The organism is Streptomyces sp. NPDC051315 (assembly GCF_044455165.1).
GTDB lineage: Bacteria > Actinomycetota > Actinomycetes > Streptomycetales > Streptomycetaceae > Streptomyces.
In genome coordinates, this window is sequence record NZ_JBITEN010000013.1 from 88,142 (window position 1) to 105,094 (window position 16,953).

At 71.8% G+C, this 16,953-nt stretch carries 19 protein-coding genes and 1 pseudogene; 9 read left to right on the forward strand and 11 right to left on the reverse strand.

Annotated elements, in window-relative coordinates:
- Window positions 1-62: 62 nt before the first annotated feature.
- The gene (locus ACIBBD_RS24440; RefSeq protein ID WP_399421633.1) at window positions 63-968 is read right to left on the reverse strand and encodes a 2-hydroxy-3-oxopropionate reductase; all 906 of its coding nucleotides are present in this window, start codon (window positions 966-968) and stop codon (window positions 63-65) included.
- Between the two features lie 49 nt (window positions 969-1,017).
- Window positions 1,018-1,857 carry a TIM barrel protein gene (locus ACIBBD_RS24445; RefSeq protein WP_399421634.1) on the reverse strand — a complete coding sequence of 280 codons (840 nt, stop codon included), beginning with the start codon at window positions 1,855-1,857 and terminating at the stop codon, window positions 1,018-1,020.
- A gap of 500 nt (window positions 1,858-2,357) precedes the next feature.
- On the opposite strand from ACIBBD_RS24445, the gene ACIBBD_RS24450 reads away from it, so the two are divergent.
- The 7 genes from ACIBBD_RS24450 (at window position 2,358) to ACIBBD_RS24480 (ending at window position 8,253) form a co-directional block, all read left to right on the forward strand.
- Window positions 2,358-2,609: a thiamine-binding protein gene (locus ACIBBD_RS24450; protein ID WP_399421635.1), complete on the forward strand. Its 252-nt coding sequence runs from the start codon at window positions 2,358-2,360 to the stop codon at window positions 2,607-2,609.
- Window positions 2,606-2,974 carry a helix-turn-helix domain-containing protein gene (locus ACIBBD_RS24455; RefSeq protein WP_399421636.1) on the forward strand — a complete coding sequence of 123 codons (369 nt, stop codon included), beginning with the start codon at window positions 2,606-2,608 and terminating at the stop codon, window positions 2,972-2,974. The genes ACIBBD_RS24450 and ACIBBD_RS24455 overlap by 4 nt, the downstream gene beginning before the upstream one ends.
- A 147-nt stretch (window positions 2,975-3,121) precedes the next feature.
- Window positions 3,122-3,631, forward strand: coding sequence for a 2-oxo-4-hydroxy-4-carboxy-5-ureidoimidazoline decarboxylase (uraD, locus tag ACIBBD_RS24460; protein ID WP_399421637.1), 510 nt, complete (start codon window positions 3,122-3,124; stop codon window positions 3,629-3,631).
- A gap of 7 nt (window positions 3,632-3,638) precedes the next feature.
- Entirely contained in the window at window positions 3,639-4,040 is a 402-nt protein-coding gene (gene uraH, locus ACIBBD_RS24465; protein ID WP_399421638.1) for a hydroxyisourate hydrolase, read from the forward strand.
- A 4-nt stretch (window positions 4,041-4,044) separates the two neighbouring features.
- Window positions 4,045-4,992: a factor-independent urate hydroxylase gene (pucL, locus tag ACIBBD_RS24470; RefSeq protein WP_399421639.1), complete on the forward strand. Its 948-nt coding sequence runs from the start codon at window positions 4,045-4,047 to the stop codon at window positions 4,990-4,992.
- Between the two features lie 203 nt (window positions 4,993-5,195).
- Window positions 5,196-6,575 carry an 8-oxoguanine deaminase gene (locus tag ACIBBD_RS24475; RefSeq protein WP_399421640.1) on the forward strand — a complete coding sequence of 460 codons (1,380 nt, stop codon included), beginning with the start codon at window positions 5,196-5,198 and terminating at the stop codon, window positions 6,573-6,575.
- 334 nt (window positions 6,576-6,909) lie between these two features.
- Complete coding sequence (locus ACIBBD_RS24480) at window positions 6,910-8,253, forward strand: nucleobase:cation symporter-2 family protein (protein ID WP_399421771.1); 1,344 nt, start codon at window positions 6,910-6,912, stop codon at window positions 8,251-8,253.
- On the opposite strand, the gene ACIBBD_RS24485 is transcribed toward ACIBBD_RS24480, so the two are convergent.
- From ACIBBD_RS24485 to ACIBBD_RS24510, 6 genes and pseudogenes are all read right to left on the reverse strand, one after another.
- A complete protein-coding gene (locus ACIBBD_RS24485; protein ID WP_399421641.1) occupies window positions 8,219-8,821 on the reverse strand; it encodes an exonuclease domain-containing protein in 603 nt (200 codons plus the stop codon). The genes ACIBBD_RS24480 and ACIBBD_RS24485 overlap by 35 nt on opposite strands.
- Before the next feature lie 438 nt (window positions 8,822-9,259).
- On the reverse strand, window positions 9,260-9,682 hold the full coding sequence (locus ACIBBD_RS24490) for an acyl-CoA thioesterase (protein ID WP_399421642.1): 423 nt from the start codon (window positions 9,680-9,682) through the stop codon (window positions 9,260-9,262).
- 58 nt (window positions 9,683-9,740) lie between these two features.
- Window positions 9,741-10,400 (reverse strand): hypothetical protein, encoded by a 660-nt coding sequence (locus tag ACIBBD_RS24495; RefSeq protein WP_399421643.1) that lies wholly within the window; start codon window positions 10,398-10,400, stop codon window positions 9,741-9,743.
- Window positions 10,401-10,521: 121 nt separating this feature from the next.
- Window positions 10,522-11,121, reverse strand: coding sequence for a histidine phosphatase family protein (locus ACIBBD_RS24500; RefSeq protein WP_399421644.1), 600 nt, complete (start codon window positions 11,119-11,121; stop codon window positions 10,522-10,524).
- Window positions 11,122-11,168: 47 nt separating this feature from the next.
- A complete protein-coding gene (locus ACIBBD_RS24505; protein ID WP_399421645.1) occupies window positions 11,169-11,366 on the reverse strand; it encodes a DUF397 domain-containing protein in 198 nt (65 codons plus the stop codon).
- Window positions 11,363-12,214 (reverse strand): annotated as a pseudogene (locus ACIBBD_RS24510) (helix-turn-helix transcriptional regulator). The gene ACIBBD_RS24505 and the pseudogene ACIBBD_RS24510 overlap by 4 nt, the downstream one beginning before the upstream one ends.
- A gap of 157 nt (window positions 12,215-12,371) precedes the next feature.
- Between ACIBBD_RS24510 and ACIBBD_RS24515 the strand changes: the two are divergent.
- On the forward strand, window positions 12,372-12,818 hold the full coding sequence (locus tag ACIBBD_RS24515) for an ATP-binding protein (protein ID WP_399421646.1): 447 nt from the start codon (window positions 12,372-12,374) through the stop codon (window positions 12,816-12,818).
- Window positions 12,819-12,839: 21 nt separating this feature from the next.
- On the opposite strand, the gene ACIBBD_RS24520 is transcribed toward ACIBBD_RS24515, so the two are convergent.
- Window positions 12,840-14,048 carry a pyridoxal phosphate-dependent aminotransferase gene (locus ACIBBD_RS24520; protein ID WP_399421647.1) on the reverse strand — a complete coding sequence of 403 codons (1,209 nt, stop codon included), beginning with the start codon at window positions 14,046-14,048 and terminating at the stop codon, window positions 12,840-12,842.
- Window positions 14,049-14,129: 81 nt separating this feature from the next.
- Between ACIBBD_RS24520 and ACIBBD_RS24525 the strand changes: the two genes are divergently transcribed.
- Entirely contained in the window at window positions 14,130-14,759 is a 630-nt protein-coding gene (locus ACIBBD_RS24525) for a winged helix-turn-helix transcriptional regulator (RefSeq protein WP_399421648.1), read from the forward strand.
- A gap of 81 nt (window positions 14,760-14,840) precedes the next feature.
- On the opposite strand, the gene ACIBBD_RS24530 is transcribed toward ACIBBD_RS24525, so the two are convergent.
- Together ACIBBD_RS24530 and ACIBBD_RS24535 are read right to left on the reverse strand one after the other, a co-directional pair.
- Window positions 14,841-15,647: a hypothetical protein gene (locus ACIBBD_RS24530; protein ID WP_399421649.1), complete on the reverse strand. Its 807-nt coding sequence runs from the start codon at window positions 15,645-15,647 to the stop codon at window positions 14,841-14,843.
- Window positions 15,647-16,909 (reverse strand): vWA domain-containing protein, encoded by a 1,263-nt coding sequence (locus ACIBBD_RS24535; RefSeq protein ID WP_399421650.1) that lies wholly within the window; start codon window positions 16,907-16,909, stop codon window positions 15,647-15,649. The genes ACIBBD_RS24530 and ACIBBD_RS24535 overlap by 1 nt, the downstream gene beginning before the upstream one ends.
- Between the last annotated feature and the right edge of the window lie 44 nt (window positions 16,910-16,953).

Genomic DNA, 16,953 nt, shown 5'->3' on the forward strand with positions numbered 1-16,953 from the left:
GCCGCCTTGGGCGCGACAGGACAAGTGTCGGCGGCGGCGCCGCCCGGAGGTCTCGGGAGCCGTCAGGCCTGCGCGCCGGACAGGCGCTCCACGGCCCGCAGCAGTGCCGAGTGGTCCAGGCCGCCGTCGCCCTGCGCGCGCAGGCTCGCCACGAGCTGCGCCACCACGGCGCCGACCGGCAGGGCCGCGCCGACGGCGCGGGCGGCGTCCGTGACGATGCCCATGTCCTTGTGGTGCAGGTCGATCCGGAAGCCCGGCTTGAAGTCGCGGTTCAGGAAGTTGTCCTTCTTGCGTGTCAGCACGGTCGACCCGGCGAGCCCGCCGCCCAGGACGTTCAGCGCCGCCTTCAGGTCCACGCCGGACTTCTCCAGGAAGACGACGGCCTCGGCGCAGGCCTGGATGTTGACGGCGACGATCAGCTGGTTGGCGGCCTTCACGGTCTGGCCCGAGCCGTGCGGACCGCACAGCACGATGGTCCTGCCGAGCGCCTCGAAGATCGGCTCCGCCGCGTCGAAGTCGGCCTGCTCGCCGCCGACCATGATGGACAGCACGGCCTCGACGGCGCCCGCCTCGCCGCCGGACACGGGCGCGTCCAGCACGCGGATGCCCTTCTCCCGCGCGGCCTTCGCCAGGTCGATCGAGGTCTGCGGGGTGATCGAGGACATGTCGATCAGCAGTGTTCCGGGCCGGGCGTTCTCCAGGATGCCGTCGGGGCCGTACGCGATGGCCTCGACCTGCGGGGAGGCGGGCACCATCGTGATCACGACGTCGGCTTCGCGGACGGCCTCGGCGATGGATCCGGCGGCGGTGCCGCCCGCGGCGGCCAGCCGGTCCAGCTTCTCCCGTTCCAGGGTGAAGCCGGTGACGTCGTAGCCCGCCTTGATCAGGTTCTCGGACATGGGGGAGCCCATGATGCCGAGACCGATCCAGGCGATCGTCGGGCGGGTGGTGTGGGCGGGGGTGCTCATGAGGGTGCCTCTCTAACTGCTGCTACGTCGGTGAGGTGGCGCCCGCGCCTCAGCGGGCCCCGCGGGCCTCGGCGGGGAGCCAGCCGAAGGCCTCGGCGCTCGGGCGATCGCCCGGCTTGTACTCCAGTCCCACCCAGCCCGCGTAACCGGCCTTCGCCAGCTGGTCGAGGAGGTCCTCCAGGGGGAGCGAGCCGGTGCCCGGGGCGCCGCGGCCGGGGCTGTCGGCGATCTGGACGTGGCCGGTGACCGAGGCGTACCGCTCGATCACCGACGGCAGGTCCTCGCCGTTCATGGACAGGTGGTACAGGTCCATCAGGAAGCGGGCGTTGCCGAGCCCGGTCGCCTCGTTGACCCGGTCCACCACGCCGACGGCGGCCGGCGCCGACACCAGCGGGTACAGCGGGGACTCGGGCCGGTTCAGCGCCTCGACCAGCAGGATCGCGCCGATCCGGTCGGCGGCCCGCGCGGCGAGCGCCAGGTTCTCCAGTGCCAGCGCGTCCTGCTCGGCCGGGTCCACGCCCTCGACGCGGTTGCCGTACAGCGCGTTGAGCGCGGTGCAGCCCAGGGATCCGGCGAAGTCGGCGGCCACGTCGATGTTGGCGCGGAACCGCTCCGACTCCTCGCCCGGGACCGACAGGGCGCCGCGGTCCGGGCCCGGGAGCCGGCCGGCGTAGAAGTTCAGGCCGGTGAGCCGGACGCCCGCGTCCTCGACCGACCGCCTCAGGGCGTCGAGCTCGGACCGCTCGGGAGTGGGGGAGTCGACCCAGGGCCACCACAGCTCGACCGCGGTGAAGCCGGCCGCGGCGGCGGCCGCGGGGCGCTCCAGGAGCGGGAGTTCCGTGAAGAGGATCGACAGGTTGACGTTGAAGCGCTGGTCTGCGAATCCCATCGGGTGCCGCGCTCCTTCCGTATAGCTTTCCGTATTGCGGAAGTTTGTTTCTGCTTATTGGAAGGTTGCCGCCCGGGGTCGCGGGTTGTCAAGGGGGGCGGACGTGACGGAACCCGGTGGTCCCCGCGCCGGGCGGACGCCACCGGGCCCGTCCGACACGCGGCTTCGCCCGGACGGAGGGACCCTCGACGGCCCCCGCGTCCAGCCGCTCACCGACCGAGGCGAAGGCCGGGGTGAAGGTTCGAGGTGAAGGTTCGAGGTGAGGCCGAGGCGAAGGTGGGCGAGGCTGTCGCCGGGCGGCCGTGCGGGGCGCCCCCAGGCGCCCGGACGGGGCGGGGGCGGGACGCCCTGCTTCCCGGTCGTGCGGTCCGTTAAGGTCGGGGTCCGGGTGTCGGGAACCGGAGGTCGGAAACCGGTCGACGACGGCATCCTGTGCCCCGGAACCGCCCCCCCGTCGGAGGGCCGTCACCACGCGCAGGTCAGAGAGGTATGGGGGCGCGATGCGACTGAGAGTTGAGTTCACCACCGAGCCCTTCGACCTCGACGAGGCACCCGCGCACGCGCTGGTCGCCCGTGAGGTCGTCGAGGCCGCCGACCTGGACGCCGTCGACGTCGGCCCGTTCGGCAACACCGTCGAGGGCGGCACCGACGCGGTCCTGAACGCCGTGGACGCCCTGCTGCGCAGAACCCTGGCGGCCGGCGCCACCCGGGTCTCGCTGCAGGTCAACGTCCTCGGGGAGGGCGAGAAGTGACCCGCGCCGGGGACGAGCTGTTCATCGCGGCCGTGAAACCGCTGGTCGACGCCATGGGTGGCGAGATGCTCCCACCGGACGAGGCCGGCCCCGACGACGTCGTCCTCGCCTGGGAGGGCACCGACGTCGTCGCCGTGCGCCTGCCGCAGCTCGCCGACTCCCTCGACCACATCCTGGCCGCCATGGAGCGCAAGAAGGGCAAGCCGCTGGCCGACCTGGACCGCAAGGCCAAGCAGGAGGTCGTGCGGGTGCTCGAGGCGCGCGGCGCCTTCTCCGTCCGGCACGGCGTGGAGACCGTGGCGAGCGCGCTCGGCGTCAGCCGCTTCACGGTCTACAACTACCTCAACCGAGAGAAAGAGGCCTGACCGGGCAACGGGCCGCACCGGATCGCCGGATCCGCCGGGTTCCGTCACCCAGAATTTTCAACAAAGTGTTGACGTGTTGTGGCGGAGGGCGTTAGCTATCGGCACGCCCGTTCAGCACGACGGCCCAGCGCGGCCACGGAGGCTCCCGTGACTTCGACTTCCACGCCCCCGGGCCTGGCCCGGTTCAACGTCCTGGAGGAGCACGCGGCCCTCACCGCGCTCCACGAGGCGTGCGCCTCCACGGCGTGGGCCCGCCGGCTGCTCGCGGCCCGCCCCTACGCCACCGTCGACGACCTCTACGCCGCCAGCGACGCCGCCATGGCCGAGCTGACCACCGACGACCTCCGGGAGGCGATGGCCGGGCACCCGCCGATCGGCCGTCCCAAGCCGGGCGACCCGACTTCGGCGCGGGAGCAGCGCGGCATGGCCGGCGCCTCCGAGGAGCTCAAGGCGGAGATGCTCGAACTGAACCTCGCCTACCAGGAGAAGTTCGGCCACGTCTTCCTGATCTGCGCCACCGGCCGCACCGGCGAGCAGATGCGCGACGCGGTCAGGGAACGGATCGGCAACGCGCCGGACCAGGAGCGGGAGATCGTCCGCACCGAGCTGGGCAGGATCAACCGTATCCGCCTGGCCCGACTCGTCGAAGAGGACTGACCGCAGCATGAGCACCAGCACCACCGCCTCCGTGTCCACGCACATCCTGGACACCTCCGTCGGCCGCCCCGCCGAGGGCGTCGCCGTCCACCTCTTCGCCCGTGCGGGCCGGGACGCGGACTGGCGGGCGCTCGGCGGCTCCGCGACCGACGCGGACGGCCGGTGCAAGGACCTCCCGGCGCTGCCGGAGGGAACCACCCACGTACGGCTCGACTTCGCGGTGGAGCCGTACTTCGAGAAGACCGAGAAGAAGCAAGCCGATGCGCAGCAGGACGCCCCCGCGAATCGGGACAGCGGTGCCGTGTTCTTCCCGGAGGTGGCGATCACCTTCGCCGTGAACCCCGGCGAGCACTACCACGTGCCGCTGCTGCTCAACCCGTTCGGCTACTCCGTTTACCGAGGGAGCTAGCTACATGACCGCCCATTCCCGTCCTGCCCGCCCTGTGATGCTGGGACAGAACCAGTACGGCAAGGCCGAGAACCGAGTCGTCAGGATCACGCGGGACGGCGCCACCCACCACATCAAGGACCTGAACGTCTCCGTCGCGCTCTCCGGCGACATGGACGACGTCCACTACTCCGGCTCCAACGCCAACGTCCTGCCGACCGACACCACCAAGAACACGGTGTACGCGTTCGCCAAGGAGTACGGCATCGAGTCCGCCGAGCAGTTCGGCATCCACCTCGCCCGCCACTTCGTCACCTCGCAGGAGCCGATCCACCGGGCCCGCATCCGCATCGAGGAGTACGCCTGGGAGCGGATCGAGACCTCCGACGCCGACTCGCAGGTGACCGGGGCCGACGAGGCGAAGCACTCCTTCGTCCGCAAGGGGCAGGAGACCCGCCTGACCCAGATCACCTACGACGGTGCGTCGTGGGAGGTCGTCTCCGGTCTGAAGGACCTCGTCGTGATGAACTCGACCGACTCCGAGTTCTGGGGTTACGTCAAGGACAAGTACACGACGCTCAAGGAGGCCTACGACCGCATCCTCGCCACCCAGGTCTCCGCCCGCTGGCGCTTCGGCTGGTCCGACGACGAGCAGGAGACGCCCCACTGGGAGACGTCCTACGAGCAGACCAGGAAGCACATGCTCCAGGCCTTCGCCGAGACGTACTCGCTCTCGCTCCAGCAGACGCTGTACCAGATGGGCGCGCGGATCATCGACCACCGCGACGAGATAGACGAGGTCCGCTTCTCCCTCCCGAACAAGCACCACTTCCTGGTGGACCTGGAGCCGTTCGGGCTGAAGAACGACAACGAGGTGTACTTCGCCGCCGACCGCCCCTACGGCCTGATCGAGGCCACCGTCCTGCGGGACGGCTGCGAGGCGAGGATCCCGGTGGACCTCACCAACCTGTGAGCCCCCGGCGGACCTCACCCACCCGTGAACCCCGGTGGACCTCACCCAACCGTGAGCCCGGTGGACCACCTCACCTACCTGTGAGCCGATCCCCCTGACATATCTCTTTCGGCACCCGTGGCCGGGGAACCCGCCCCGGCCACGGCACTCAAATCTCCCTGGGTCCTGCCGTGCCCTCTCCACCCCAGCGCAAAGGACGAACCATGGCAGCAGACCGGCGCATCGTCATCGAGAACTGCGCGATCGCGACCGTCGACGCCCACGACACCGAGCACGCGAGCGGACACGTCGTCATCGCCGGCAACCGCGTCGAGTCGGTCGGCGCGGGCAGCGCCCCCGGGAACCTGGAGAACGTCGCCCGCCGCATCGACGCCACCGGGCACCTGGTCACCCCCGGTCTGGTCAACACCCACCACCACTTCTACCAGTGGATCACCCGGGGCCTGGCCACGGACCACAACCTCTTCGACTGGCTCGTCGCGCTCTACCCCACCTGGGCCCGCATCGACGAACCGATGGTCCGCGCGGCCGCGCAGGGCTCGCTGGCGATGATGGCCCGCGGCGGCGTCACCACCGCCATGGACCACCACTACGTCTTCCCGCACGGCTCCGGCGACCTCTCCGGCGCGATCATCGGCGCCGCCCGCGACATGGGCGTCCGCTTCACCCTCGCCCGCGGTTCCATGGACCGCAGCGAGAAGGACGGCGGTCTGCCCCCGGACTTCGCCGTCGAGACCCTGGAGGGCGCCCTCACCGCCACCGAGGAGACCGTACGGCAGCACCACGACGCCTCCTTCGACGCGATGACCCAGGTCGCCGTCGCCCCCTGCTCCCCCTTCTCCGTCTCCACGCAGCTGCTGCGTCAGGGCGCCGAACTGGCCCGGAGTCTCGGCGTGCGTCTGCACACCCACGGCTCGGAGACGGTGGAGGAGGAGAAGTTCTGCCACGAACTGTTCGGCATGGGCCCGACCGACTACTTCGAGTCCACCGGCTGGCTCGGCGAGGACGTGTGGATGGCGCACTGCGTCCACATGAACGACTCCGACATCGAGGCCTTCGCCCGGACGAGGACCGGTGTCGCCCACTGTCCGTCCTCCAACGCCCGGCTCGCGGCGGGCATCGCCCGCGTCCCGGACATGCTCGCCGCCGGCGTCCCGGTCGGCCTCGGCGTCGACGGCACGGCCTCCAACGAGTCCGGCGAACTCCACACCGAACTGCGCAACGCGCTCCTCATCAACCGCCTCGGCGCGCACCGGGAAGCGGCCCTGAACGCCCGCCAGGCACTGCGCCTCGGCACCCACGGCGGCGCCCGGGTGCTCGGCCGGGCCGCCGAGATCGGCTCCCTGGAACCGGGCAAGCTCGCCGACCTCGTGCTGTGGAAGATGGACACCCTCGCCCACGCCTCCATCGCCGACCCGGTGACCGCGCTGGTCTTCGGCGCGGCCGCCCCGGTCACCGCCTCCTTCGTGAACGGCCGCCAGATCGTCGAGGACGGCCGTCTGCTCACCGCCGACGAGGACGCGATCGCCCGCGCCACGCGCGCGGAGGCCCAGCGGCTCGCCCGGATCGCCGCACAGGGCTGAGCGACCGAGAACTCCGGTCGGGGGGGACGGCCCCCGACCGGAAGCCGTGACCGGGGCGCGCGTGGACGCGCGCGCCCCGGAACGGTCCCTCCCCGTCCTCGATGTCCGGTCCCTCCCCACTCTCGACTCCTCCCCACTCTCGACTCATCCCCGCTCTCGACTCCGCTCGAGCGGGGGGACCCCCATGAGGGGGAGGACCTCCATGAGCGGGAGGTGCCCCCATGACCGCGCACCACCTCCCTGACACCCGCGTCAGAGCCGACGTGTACCCGACCGGAGGAGAGCCGCAGTGACGTCCGCCCACCCCGTCGACGAGAAACTCCCCGCCCTGAGAATGGCGACGAGCGGCCTGCAGCACGTGGCCGCCATGTACGCGGGAGTCGTCGCCCCGCCCCTGATCGTCGGCGCGGCCATCGGCCTCACCGGCACCGACCTCACCTTCCTCACCGGCGCCTGCCTCTTCACGGCGGGCCTGGCCACCTTCCTGCAGACCCTGGGCATCTGGAAGATCGGCGCCCGCCTGCCCTTCGTCAACGGCGTCACCTTCGCCGGCGTCGCCCCCATGACGGCGATCGTCGCCTCCACCGACGACAAGGCCGACGCCCTGCCGGTCATCTTCGGAGCGGTCATCGTCGCCGGCCTGCTGGGCTTCCTCGCGGCGCCCGTCTTCTGCAAGGCCGTCCGCTTCTTCCCACCGGTCGTCACCGGCACGGTGATCACCCTGATCGGCGTGTCCCTGCTGCCGGTCGCCTTCGGCTGGGCCCAGGGGCCCGACCCGGCCGCCGACGACTACGGTTCGGCGACCTACCTCACCCTGGCGGGCGTCACCCTGCTGCTCGTCCTCCTCCTGCGCCGCTTCACCCGCGGCTTCGTCAAGCAGATCGCCGTCCTGCTCGGCCTGGTCGCCGGAACGCTGGTCGCCATCCCCTTCGGCGTCACCGACTTCGCCCCGGTCGCCGACGCGGACGTGATCGGCTTCCCCAGCCCCTTCCACTTCGGCGCCCCGCAGTTCCAGCTCGCCGCGATCCTGTCGATGTGCGTGGTGATGGTGGTCTCCATGACCGAGTCCACCGCGGACATGCTGGCGCTGGGGGAGATCGTCGAACGCCCGGCGGACGAGAAGACCATCGCCGCCGGGCTGCGCGCCGACACCCTCGGTTCGGCGATCAGTCCTGTCTTCAACGGTTTCATGTGCAGCGCGTTCGCCCAGAACATCGGGCTGGTCGCCATGACGAGGATCCGCAGCCGCTACGTCGTGGCGGCCGGTGGCGGCTTCCTGGTCCTCATGGGCCTGTGCCCGGTGGCCGCCTCGCTCATCGCCGTCGTCCCGCGCCCGGTCCTCGGCGGGGCGGGCGTGGTCCTGTTCGGGTCGGTGGCGGCCAGCGGCATCCAGACCCTCGTCCGGGCCGGCCTGGACAAGGACAACAACGTCCTGATCGTCGCCGTGTCCCTCGCCGTCGGCATCGTCCCGATCACCGCGCCGGAGTTCTACCACGCCTTCCCGGAGACCGCGCGGATCGTCCTGGACTCGGGCATCTCGACCGGCTGCGTGGCCGCCGTCCTGCTCAACCTGGTCTTCAACCACCTCGGCAGGAGCCGGGACGCGCAGGACGTGACGCACCCGATGGAGGCGGGGGAGGAGATCACCGGGGCGACCCGGGCCCCGGCCACTCCATGAGCCGGGCGAACAGCTCGGCCTGCTCCACGGCGTCGTCCAGGGCGTGATGGGTGTGAGGGCGCCGGGGCAGCAACTGGGCCGGCATCGAGCGCTTGGCCACCGACCGCAGCGGAACCCCGGCCTTCGTGGCGTACAGGGTCTTCATGTCGAGGCAGCCGGAGTGCCCGAAGGGGCTCGACCCCGTGAAACGGATCAGGTACCAGTACAGGAACGTCCAGTCGTACGAGGCCGGATAGCCGCACATCACCGGCTGGGCGTCGCCGCTCACCTCGCGCACCCAGCGGGTGAAGCGGGCCAGAACCACGGTGGGCTCGAGTCCCTCCGTCCGCAACCGCTCCCGGTCGAGGCCGCTCACGGCGAGCGCCTCGGGGACGAACTCCTCACTGATCGGGCGCAGTTCGCGGTAGAAGGTCCGGGCGGTGGGGTCGGCCGCGGTGAAGCCGTCGGCGTCCTGCACGCCCGCGACCGCGGCGCCCAGACTCAGCATCGAGTACGGGCCGGGAATCGGGCCGTCGGCCTCGATGTCCACGGAGATGTAGAGGCTGGGTCTGACACGGCGTACGGACATGGGACGGAGCATCGCAGGCCGACGGGACGCTCCGCACCCGGAATCCGGCCACCGCCGCCGGGCGGCCGGACCGCCGGAAGCAGGCCGGCCGCCCGCCGATCAGCAGCGTGGCCGCCACCCACGGCACCGGTCCCGGCGGTCGGGGGCCGAGACGCGGAGCGGGTGGAGCGGGAGGTCGGCGACACCGGCCCGCCGGTCGCCGCCCACGAGGCGCCCCTCCTCCTCGAGCCGTTCCGCCGGCTCGGCGCCGGCCGGGTGGTCACCGGGAAGGGGGCGGGCCTGGCCTGTCCATCGTGCGGGCGATCGCCCGGGCCCACGACGGCGAGGTCATCGCGACGCCCCGGGAGAACGGGGGGGTCACGGTGACGGTGACGCGCCGAGGGAGCCGGACCCGTGGGGCGGCAGCGGCAGTGGCGGCGGTACCGGTCGCGGTGTCGGTCAGAGCCCGAACAGGCTCGGGTCGGAGGCCAGCTCCTTGAAGTACTCCTGGGGGTGCGCGACCATCCGCCGTTCCTTGAGGTCCAGCAGCCCGCCGACCGCGGTCAGTTCGGCCGCCACCGTGCCGTCCGTCTTGCGGATGGTCTGCTCGATCCGGAACGTCTTGCCACCGCCCCACTCGAAGGCGCAGGTCACATCGACCTCGTCGCCCGCGAGGAGCTCGCGCCGGTAGCGGATGGTCGTCTCCAGGGCGACCGGTCCGACACCCCGGCCGATCAGCCCGGCCTGGGTGATGCCGGCCGCCTGGAGCAGCGACCAGCGCGCGTGCTCCGCGTAGTTGATGTAGACGCTCTGGTTGAGGTGGCCCTGTACGTCGGTCTCGTAGCCGCGGACGGTGACCCGGACGGAGAACGGCTCGCTCACTGCTTCCCCTGCTCGTCGACGAGAATCGGTGCCCTGCCCACTGATCTTGGCATGTCCCTCACACCCGGCGGGGGGAAGCCAGCAGATAGCGCGATCTCGTGCGGGGATCGGTGTGCTCGCCGACCTGCCAGCCCGCCTCCTCCAGTGTCGCCGAGCAGCCGCGGAGTGTTTCGTCGTCCGGTCCGTGCACGGCGATGGCCTCGGGCTGCGGGGTGGCGCGCACCCGGTAGCCGTCGCCGTCGGGTCCGGCGGGGCGGTGTCCGGCCGCCTCCAGCGCCAGCGCGGCGGCCCGCACCAGATGCGTCCGCTCCCAGCCGCACGGCCGGTCGACGGCTCCGTCCGGGTTGGTCATCCGGCGCAGTTCCAGCAGCCCCTGCCAGGCGCTGTGCACCTCCCGGGCGCGGGACGGCCCGGTGTCCGGCCGCTCCTCGCCACCGACGCGCGCGGCGAACACGCCGGTGTCCGCGGCCTCCGGTGCCTCGGGCGGGCGAGCCGCGGACGCGGCGCCGGACCCGGCAGCGGAGGGCTCGGGCGCCCGCTCCCGTATCCGGTGGCCCGCCGGTGTCAGGAAGTGGTCGTGCGGCGGGCGCGGGTGCCGGAAGGCGAGTCCTCGCCCGACCAGCGCCGCCAGCTGGGCCTGGCTGCCCTTGAGGCGCCCGGTGACGGGATCGGCGGCGTCGATCACCCGCCGCTGGGCGGCGGTCGGCGGTCGTGTCACGGCGTGCTCCTCCCCGGTGCCTTCCCCTGCTGCGAAGGCTACGACGAGGGTCTGACAACACGTCTCGCCCGGCCGGTCGGACACCCGCCCGGCCGGTCGGACACCCGCCCGGAGCGGGCCGTCAGGCGCCCGGCCGGATGTTCCACCCGGCGATCACCGGCCGCCCGTGCTCCGTGCCCAGCCGGCACACCGTCCCCGTCGCCAGCTGGAACAGCGCCCCGTGCGACGGCGGCAGTCCCAGCCGCCGTGCGGTGAGCACCCGAAGGAAGTGCCCGTGCGCCACCAGCACCACGCATCCCTCGGTGTTGGCGAGCGCCGCGTCGACCTTGCTCAGCATCCGGTCGGCCCGCTCACCGACCTGCTCCGGCGTCTCCCCGGGGCGATCGGGCGGCCCCGGAGCCACCCCGTCCGTGAACAGGAACCAGCCGGGCCGCCGGCGCTGGATCTCGACCGTGGTCACGCCCTCGTACCCGCCGTAGTCCCACTCCTGGAGATCGGCGTCGACCCGCACGTCGTGCAGCCCGATCAGCTCGGCCGTCTCCCGGGCCCGCTGCCGCGGGCTGACGAAGGCGGCCCCGATCCGGTGCGAGCGGATCAGCGGCACCAGCCGGCGCGCCTCCTCCCGCCCGCGCTCGGTCAGCGGGACGTCGGTCGCTCCGGTGTGCCGGCCGGAGCGCGACCACTCGGTCTCCCCGTGCCGGACGAGAAAGAGATCACCCATGGAGACAGGCTCGCACAGCAGACCCGTCGCCGACGCCACGCGCCCGGTCAGCGATCGGCCGCGTGCGAGACGAAGGCGGCCCACGGGGCCGCGCCGAAGGCGAGTTGGGGGCCGTGCTCGTTCTTGGAGTCCCGTATGTGGACGATGCTGGGGGCGAAGGCGACCTCGACGCACTCGGGGCCGTCGTTGCTGCTGTAGCTGCTCTTGAACCAATTCAGTGAAGCTGCGGACCGCATGGGCGTCATGTTTCCTCTCCCAGGACTTTCTCGATGAAGGCCAGTGACTCCCGGGGTGTGAGAGCCTGCGCGCGGATCATTCCATAGCGCATCTCCAGAATCTGGACCTCCCTGGGGTCGCTGATCAGGCGGCTGTGCAGCTGCGCCTCCGTGTGCCCCACCGTCTTGCCCTAACTGAGTTTCAGCACTTGCAACGAACCGGCCATGCCTGCATGGTCCTCACGGTCCGTGGGCATCACCTGGATTTCGACGTGCCTCAGCGCGCATACCTCCAACAGGTGTTCGAGCTGTTCGCGCAACACCATTCTGCCTCCGATGGGCCGTCGCAGCGTCACCTCTTCCTGGACGAAGCTGAGGAGCGGCGAAGGTACGCGCTCGAAGACGGACTTGCGCGCCATACGTGCGGCAACGTGACGGCTGATCTCGTCCTCCGTGTACGTCGGTCGGCGCATGGCGTACAGCGCCTCCGCGTAGTGCGGGGTCTGCAACAGGCCGTGGATGTGGTGGCTGGCGTAGGCACCCAAGTCAACCGCCTGAGCCTCCAGCTTCTTCAGATCCCGCACCTTCTTCGGGTACCGGGCCTCCTCCACGTCCCTCTGCAGGCCGGCGATCAACCCGCCCGCCCCGAGCACCTCGTCAGCCGCCTCCAGGAACTGCGGCTTCGGTGCCCGCCGCCCCCGTTCCACCGAGGACACCTGCTCCTCGCTGTACCGGATGGCCGTGCCCAGCTCGGCCTGGGTCAACCCCTTGCGTTCCCGGCACATCTTGATGACCTTGCCGACGGTCCGCAGCACCGCGGTCGACTCCTCGTCGTCGGCCTGCGGCTCCCCGGCGGCTCCCCGTCCCGTCGCGCCCATCCTCGGACACCTCCTCGTGCCGTCCGTCCCCAACTCCCCGTCGGCCCCGCAGGTGACGCGTCGCCGTCCGGACAGAACCGGACGGCGACCGGACAGTGACGCTGCGTACCGTCGGCGTTACTGTTCAGAGTAGAGTCGCGCGGCCACGCTGAGTGACATGAATGTGGAGATCGCGCAACCGGCCCCCATCGCCCGTGACTTCAGCGTCCGCCTCTCGGCCACCCCCAGAGGCGCCCGCCTCGCCCGTCACCTGGCGGCCGAACGGCTCGACTCCTGGGGCTGGCCCTACGCCACGGACGCGAACGGCACGGCCGCTCTCCTCGTCGCCGAACTGGCGGCGAACGCCGTACGCCACGGCCGGGAACGGGGCCGCGACTTCCGTCTCCGTCTCACGCTCCACCCGGAGGGCACCACGCTCCGCATCGAGGTGACGGACGCCCGCCCCGGCCACCGGCCACCCACCCCCGGGTCGCTCCGGCCTCCGGCCGCGGACGGGGAGTCGGGCCGGGGTCTCCTCCTCGTCGAGGCCCTGTCCGACCACTGGGGAGCGACGTGGGGAGACCAGTACACGAAGACGGTGTGGTGCGAGGTCACGCCCGGATGAGGCCGGTGGCGTCGCGGAGGCCTACTGCCGGTACCCGCCCAGGAACCGCCCGATCCGTCCGATCGCCGCCTCCAGGTCCTCCGCGTGCGGGAGGGTGAGGATGCGGAAGTGGTCGGGGGCCGGCCAGTTGAAGCCGGTGCCCTGGACCACCTGGATCTTCTCGCGCAGCAGCAGGTCCAGGACGAACTTCTCGTCGTCGTGGATGGGGTGCACCGTCGGGTCGATCCGCGGGAACGCGTACAGCGCGCCCTTGGGCTTCATGCACGACACACCCGGGATCTCGTTCAGCCTCTCCCAGACCACGTCGCGCTGCTCGCGCAGCCGTCCGCCCGGCGCGGTCAGTTCGTGGATGGACTGGCGGCCGCCGAGCGCGGCCTGGATGGCGTACTGGGCGGGGGCGTTGGCGCACAGGCGCATGGAGGCCAGCATGGTGAGGCCCTCCAAGTAGTCCCGGGCGTGCTGCTTGGGGCCGGTGACGACCAGCCAGCCCGAGCGGAAGCCCGCCACCCGGTACGTCTTCGACAGCCCGCAGAAGGTCAGCACCACCAGGTCCGGCGCGAGCGCGGCGGCCGAGTGGTGCACGGCGTCGTCGTAGAGGATCTGGTCGTAGATCTCGTCGGCGAAGACCATCAGGCCGTGCCGGCGGGCCAGATCGAGGATGCCCTCGATGATCTCCTTCGGATAGACCGCGCCGGTGGGGTTGTTGGGGTTGATGATGACGACGGCCTTGGTGCGGTCGGTGATCTTCGACGCCATGTCGTCCAGGTCCGGGTACCACTCGGCCTGCTCGTCGCAGAGGTAGTGGACCGCCTTGCCCCCGGCGAGCGTGGTGACGGCCGTCCACAGCGGGAAGTCCGGGGCCGGGATGAGGATCTCGTCGCCGTCCTCCACCAGCGCCTGTACGGCCATCGAGACGAGTTCGGAGACGCCGTTGCCGAGGAAGACGTCGTCGACGTCGACCTCCAGGCCCCGGTTCTGGTAGCGCTGGGCGACCGCCCGGCGGGCGGAGAGGACGCCGCGCGAGTCCGTGTAGCCGTGCGCCCGCGGCAGCATCCGGATCATGTCCTGGATGATCTCCTCCGGCGCCTCGAAGCCGAAGAGCGCGGGGTTGCCGGTGTTCAGGCGCAGCACGCTGTGGCCCGCCTCCTCCAGCGCGTTGGCGTGCTCTATCACCGGGCCGCGGATCTCGTAACAGACCTCGCTGAGCTTGTTCGACTGCCGGAACTCCATGCGCCCCTCCGGTATCTGGTGTTGCTTGGTTTTACCAAGTTCCGGCTTGGAAAGTCCAACGACATGTCTAGACTGCGTCGCATGTCTCGTCGCCGAAGCTACGACCAGTACTGTTCCGCCGCCCGCGCGCTCGACCTCGTGGGCGACCGCTGGACCCTGCTGATCGTCCGGGAGTTGCTCGCCGGCCCGCGCCGCTACACGGACCTGCACGCCGACCTTCCGGGCGTGAGCACGGACGTACTCGCCTCGCGGCTGAAGGACATGGAACGCGACGGGCTCGCCGGCCGGCGCCGGCTGCCGCCGCCCGGCGCGGCCTACGTGTACGAACTCAACGGACGCGGCCGGCAGTTGCTGCCGGTCCTCCAGGCGCTCGGAGCGTGGGGGCAGGCGGAGCTCGGAGCGCGGCGGCCCACCGACGCCGTCCGCGCCCACTGGTTCGCGCTGCCCCTGCTGCGCGCCCTGGACGGGGAGCACGGGCTGGTCGAAGTCCGGCTGGACGAGGGGGACTTCCACCTCTTCGTCGGTGCGCAGGAGGGGCCCGTGTACGGCGACGGCCCCGCGCCCGGGGAACCCGACGCGCGACTCGTCCTGGACGTCGACACCTGTACGGCCCTGGCGCAGGGGGAACTGGGCCTGGCCGACGCGGTGCGGGCCGGACGGATCGAGGTCGGCGGCGACGGCACGCTCGCCAAGACGCTGCGGGAGGCGTGAGGAGGTCACCGGCGGCGGACGCGGGGAAGGCCCACCGCGACGCCGCAGTGGGCCTTGTCAGGGGCTGCGGCCGCCTCGCCGTCAGACGCCCGGCGGCACCCGGGACGGCCGTCCCGCCCCGCGTGTGAGCGCGTACCCGCCGATCCCGGCGAGCGCGGCCAGCACGCCGCCCACCGCCGTCCACACCCAGCGGTCCGACCACCAGCCGGACGACCAGCCGTCGTCCGGCTCGATGCTCGACAGCACGGGCGAGTCAGACGCGTCGTCGTCCTCCCGCGCCGCGGAGGTGACCGCGACGCCCGGCACCAGGGGTTCGGCCAGTGAGCCGTCCACCGCCGCCGACCCGCCGATGTCCTTGGACTCCACCCGCAGCTCGGTGGTCACCGGGAGGCCGAGGTCGGGCGTCTTCAGACCGACGGCCGTGAGGCGGACGTAGTACGTGCCCGGCAGCGGGTCGTCGGCCCACGGCTCCGACCAGGCGCGGACCGTGCGCAGCACGCAGGCCAGTTCGAGGGAGGCGGTGCCCGGGGCGGCGGTGCGCGTCTGGGCGCCGTACTGGCAGGCCTGGCGGCGCCGCAGGCCGTCGTAGACGTCGACCTGCCAGGTCTGGGCGGCGTGCTCCTGGGGCAGCTTCACCGTCGCCGTGACGGTGGGGCGCTGTCCGGCGTCGGCGGGGAACGACCAGTACAGGTAGTCGCCGGTGGAGCCGCTCGCGGTCGCCGTCTGTCCCTGGTCGACCTCCGTCGCCGTACGGAACGACGTGCCCGCCGCGGTGGGCGCGGAGCCCTCCTCGGAGGGGCTCGCGGAGGGGGTGGAGTCGGCCGCGGCGGGTCCGGCCGCCAGGCCCAGCGTCAGCAGGGCGGCGCCCACCACACGTGTGATCCTCATCAGTTGGTCCTCCAGACCGCGACACGCCAGCGCGACAGCCAGCCCCACAGCAGACCCGCGAGGAAGCCGGCCAGCACCAGGGCGCCGAGCAGCCACCAGCCGCGGCCGAGACCGAAGGAGGCCACGTCGCTCGCCTGCGACGGGCCGTCGACCACGTCCACGGTCAGCTCCAGCGGCATACCGGGCGTCGTCTTCACCCCGGCGGCCGCCGAGAAGGAGTTCGTCACCTGCAGGCACACCGTCTCCGCCGGAGCCTCGTCCTCGTCGCTCTCCGCCTTCGGGTAGCGCAGACCGGTCGAGATGACGTCCGTACGGCCGATGCCGGCCGCCTCGCCGCGCACGATCTCCCGGCCGTGCACCGTGACCGCCCGCAGCAGCACCCCGTAGTCGGGGTTCATGGCGCGGTCCGCCGACACGCTCACCGAGGCGCGCAGCTCCTGGCCCGGGTCGACGTCCACCCGGTACCACCGCTCCTGGCCGAACTCCTCACGGTCGGTGTACAGGCCCGACGTCAGCGTCGGCGCCTTCGCGCAGGACTCCGCGCCCTGGGTGGCGACCGGCGTCACCACCGGGTCGGCCGCGCGGTCCACCAACTGGTTGACCTTGTCGGCGAGCTCGTCGGTGTGCTCCACCGAGGTGTACGTGCCGCCCGTGGCCTCGGCGATGCAGCTGAGCTGCTGGCGCATCTTGGTGTTGGGCACCAGGCCGAGGGTGTCGATGGTCAGGCCGATGCCCTTGGCCGCGATCTCACGGGCCACCTCGCACGGGTCGAGCGGCGCGCAGGTGTCCTCGCCGTCGCTGATCAGCACGATGCGCTTGGAGCCGGTGCCGCCGTCGAGGTCGTCGGCCGCCTTCAGCAGCGCGGGGCCGATCGGCGTCCAGCCGGTCGGCGACAGGGTCGCCACCGCCGTCTTGGCCTCGGTGCGGTCCAGCGGGCCGACCGGGTAGAGCTGCGCGGTGTCCTTGCAGCCCGTCTCGCGGTCGTCGCCCGGGTAGTTGGCGCCCAGGGTGCGGATGCCGAGCCGGACCTCCTCGGGGGTGGCGTCCAGTACCTCGTTGAACGCCTGCTTGGCCGCGGCCATCCGCGTCCCGCCGTCGATGTCCTTCGTCCGCATCGAACCGCTGACGTCGAGGACCAGGTTCACCTTCGGCGCGTTGGCTGTGGTCTCGTCGGCGACCGCCCCGGCCGGGAACGCGATCCCGGCCGTGAGCGCGGCGAGCAGGGCGCCGACGCCCGCCGCCAGCCGTTGTGTTCTGATCATCGGCGGATCCTATTGATCAGCGGTGTCCCGCCACAAAACGGGGC

Bases quoted from the DNA above. Each gene is read 5' to 3' on its own strand.
- ACIBBD_RS24450 (WP_399421635.1), top strand. From the start codon at position 2,358: ATGCGACTGAGAGTTGAGTTCACCACCGAGCCCTTCGACCTCGACGAG.
- ACIBBD_RS24480 (WP_399421771.1), top strand. From the start codon at position 6,910: ATGGCGACGAGCGGCCTGCAGCACGTGGCCGCCATGTACGCGGGAGTC.
- ACIBBD_RS24525 (WP_399421648.1), top strand. From the start codon at position 14,130: ATGTCTCGTCGCCGAAGCTACGACCAGTACTGTTCCGCCGCCCGCGCG.
- ACIBBD_RS24445 (WP_399421634.1), bottom strand. From the start codon at position 1,857: ATGGGATTCGCAGACCAGCGCTTCAACGTCAACCTGTCGATCCTCTTC.
- ACIBBD_RS24520 (WP_399421647.1), bottom strand. From the start codon at position 14,048: ATGGAGTTCCGGCAGTCGAACAAGCTCAGCGAGGTCTGTTACGAGATC.
- ACIBBD_RS24500 (WP_399421644.1), bottom strand. From the start codon at position 11,121: ATGGGTGATCTCTTTCTCGTCCGGCACGGGGAGACCGAGTGGTCGCGC.
- ACIBBD_RS24515 (WP_399421646.1), top strand. From the start codon at position 12,372: ATGAATGTGGAGATCGCGCAACCGGCCCCCATCGCCCGTGACTTCAGC.
- ACIBBD_RS24440 (WP_399421633.1), bottom strand. From the start codon at position 968: ATGAGCACCCCCGCCCACACCACCCGCCCGACGATCGCCTGGATCGGT.
- ACIBBD_RS24535 (WP_399421650.1), bottom strand. From the start codon at position 16,909: ATGATCAGAACACAACGGCTGGCGGCGGGCGTCGGCGCCCTGCTCGCC.
- pucL (WP_399421639.1), top strand. From the start codon at position 4,045: ATGACCGCCCATTCCCGTCCTGCCCGCCCTGTGATGCTGGGACAGAAC.
- ACIBBD_RS24530 (WP_399421649.1), bottom strand. From the start codon at position 15,647: ATGAGGATCACACGTGTGGTGGGCGCCGCCCTGCTGACGCTGGGCCTG.
- ACIBBD_RS24485 (WP_399421641.1), bottom strand. From the start codon at position 8,821: ATGTCCGTACGCCGTGTCAGACCCAGCCTCTACATCTCCGTGGACATC.
- uraH (WP_399421638.1), top strand. From the start codon at position 3,639: ATGAGCACCAGCACCACCGCCTCCGTGTCCACGCACATCCTGGACACC.
- ACIBBD_RS24505 (WP_399421645.1), bottom strand. From the start codon at position 11,366: ATGACGCCCATGCGGTCCGCAGCTTCACTGAATTGGTTCAAGAGCAGC.
- ACIBBD_RS24475 (WP_399421640.1), top strand. From the start codon at position 5,196: ATGGCAGCAGACCGGCGCATCGTCATCGAGAACTGCGCGATCGCGACC.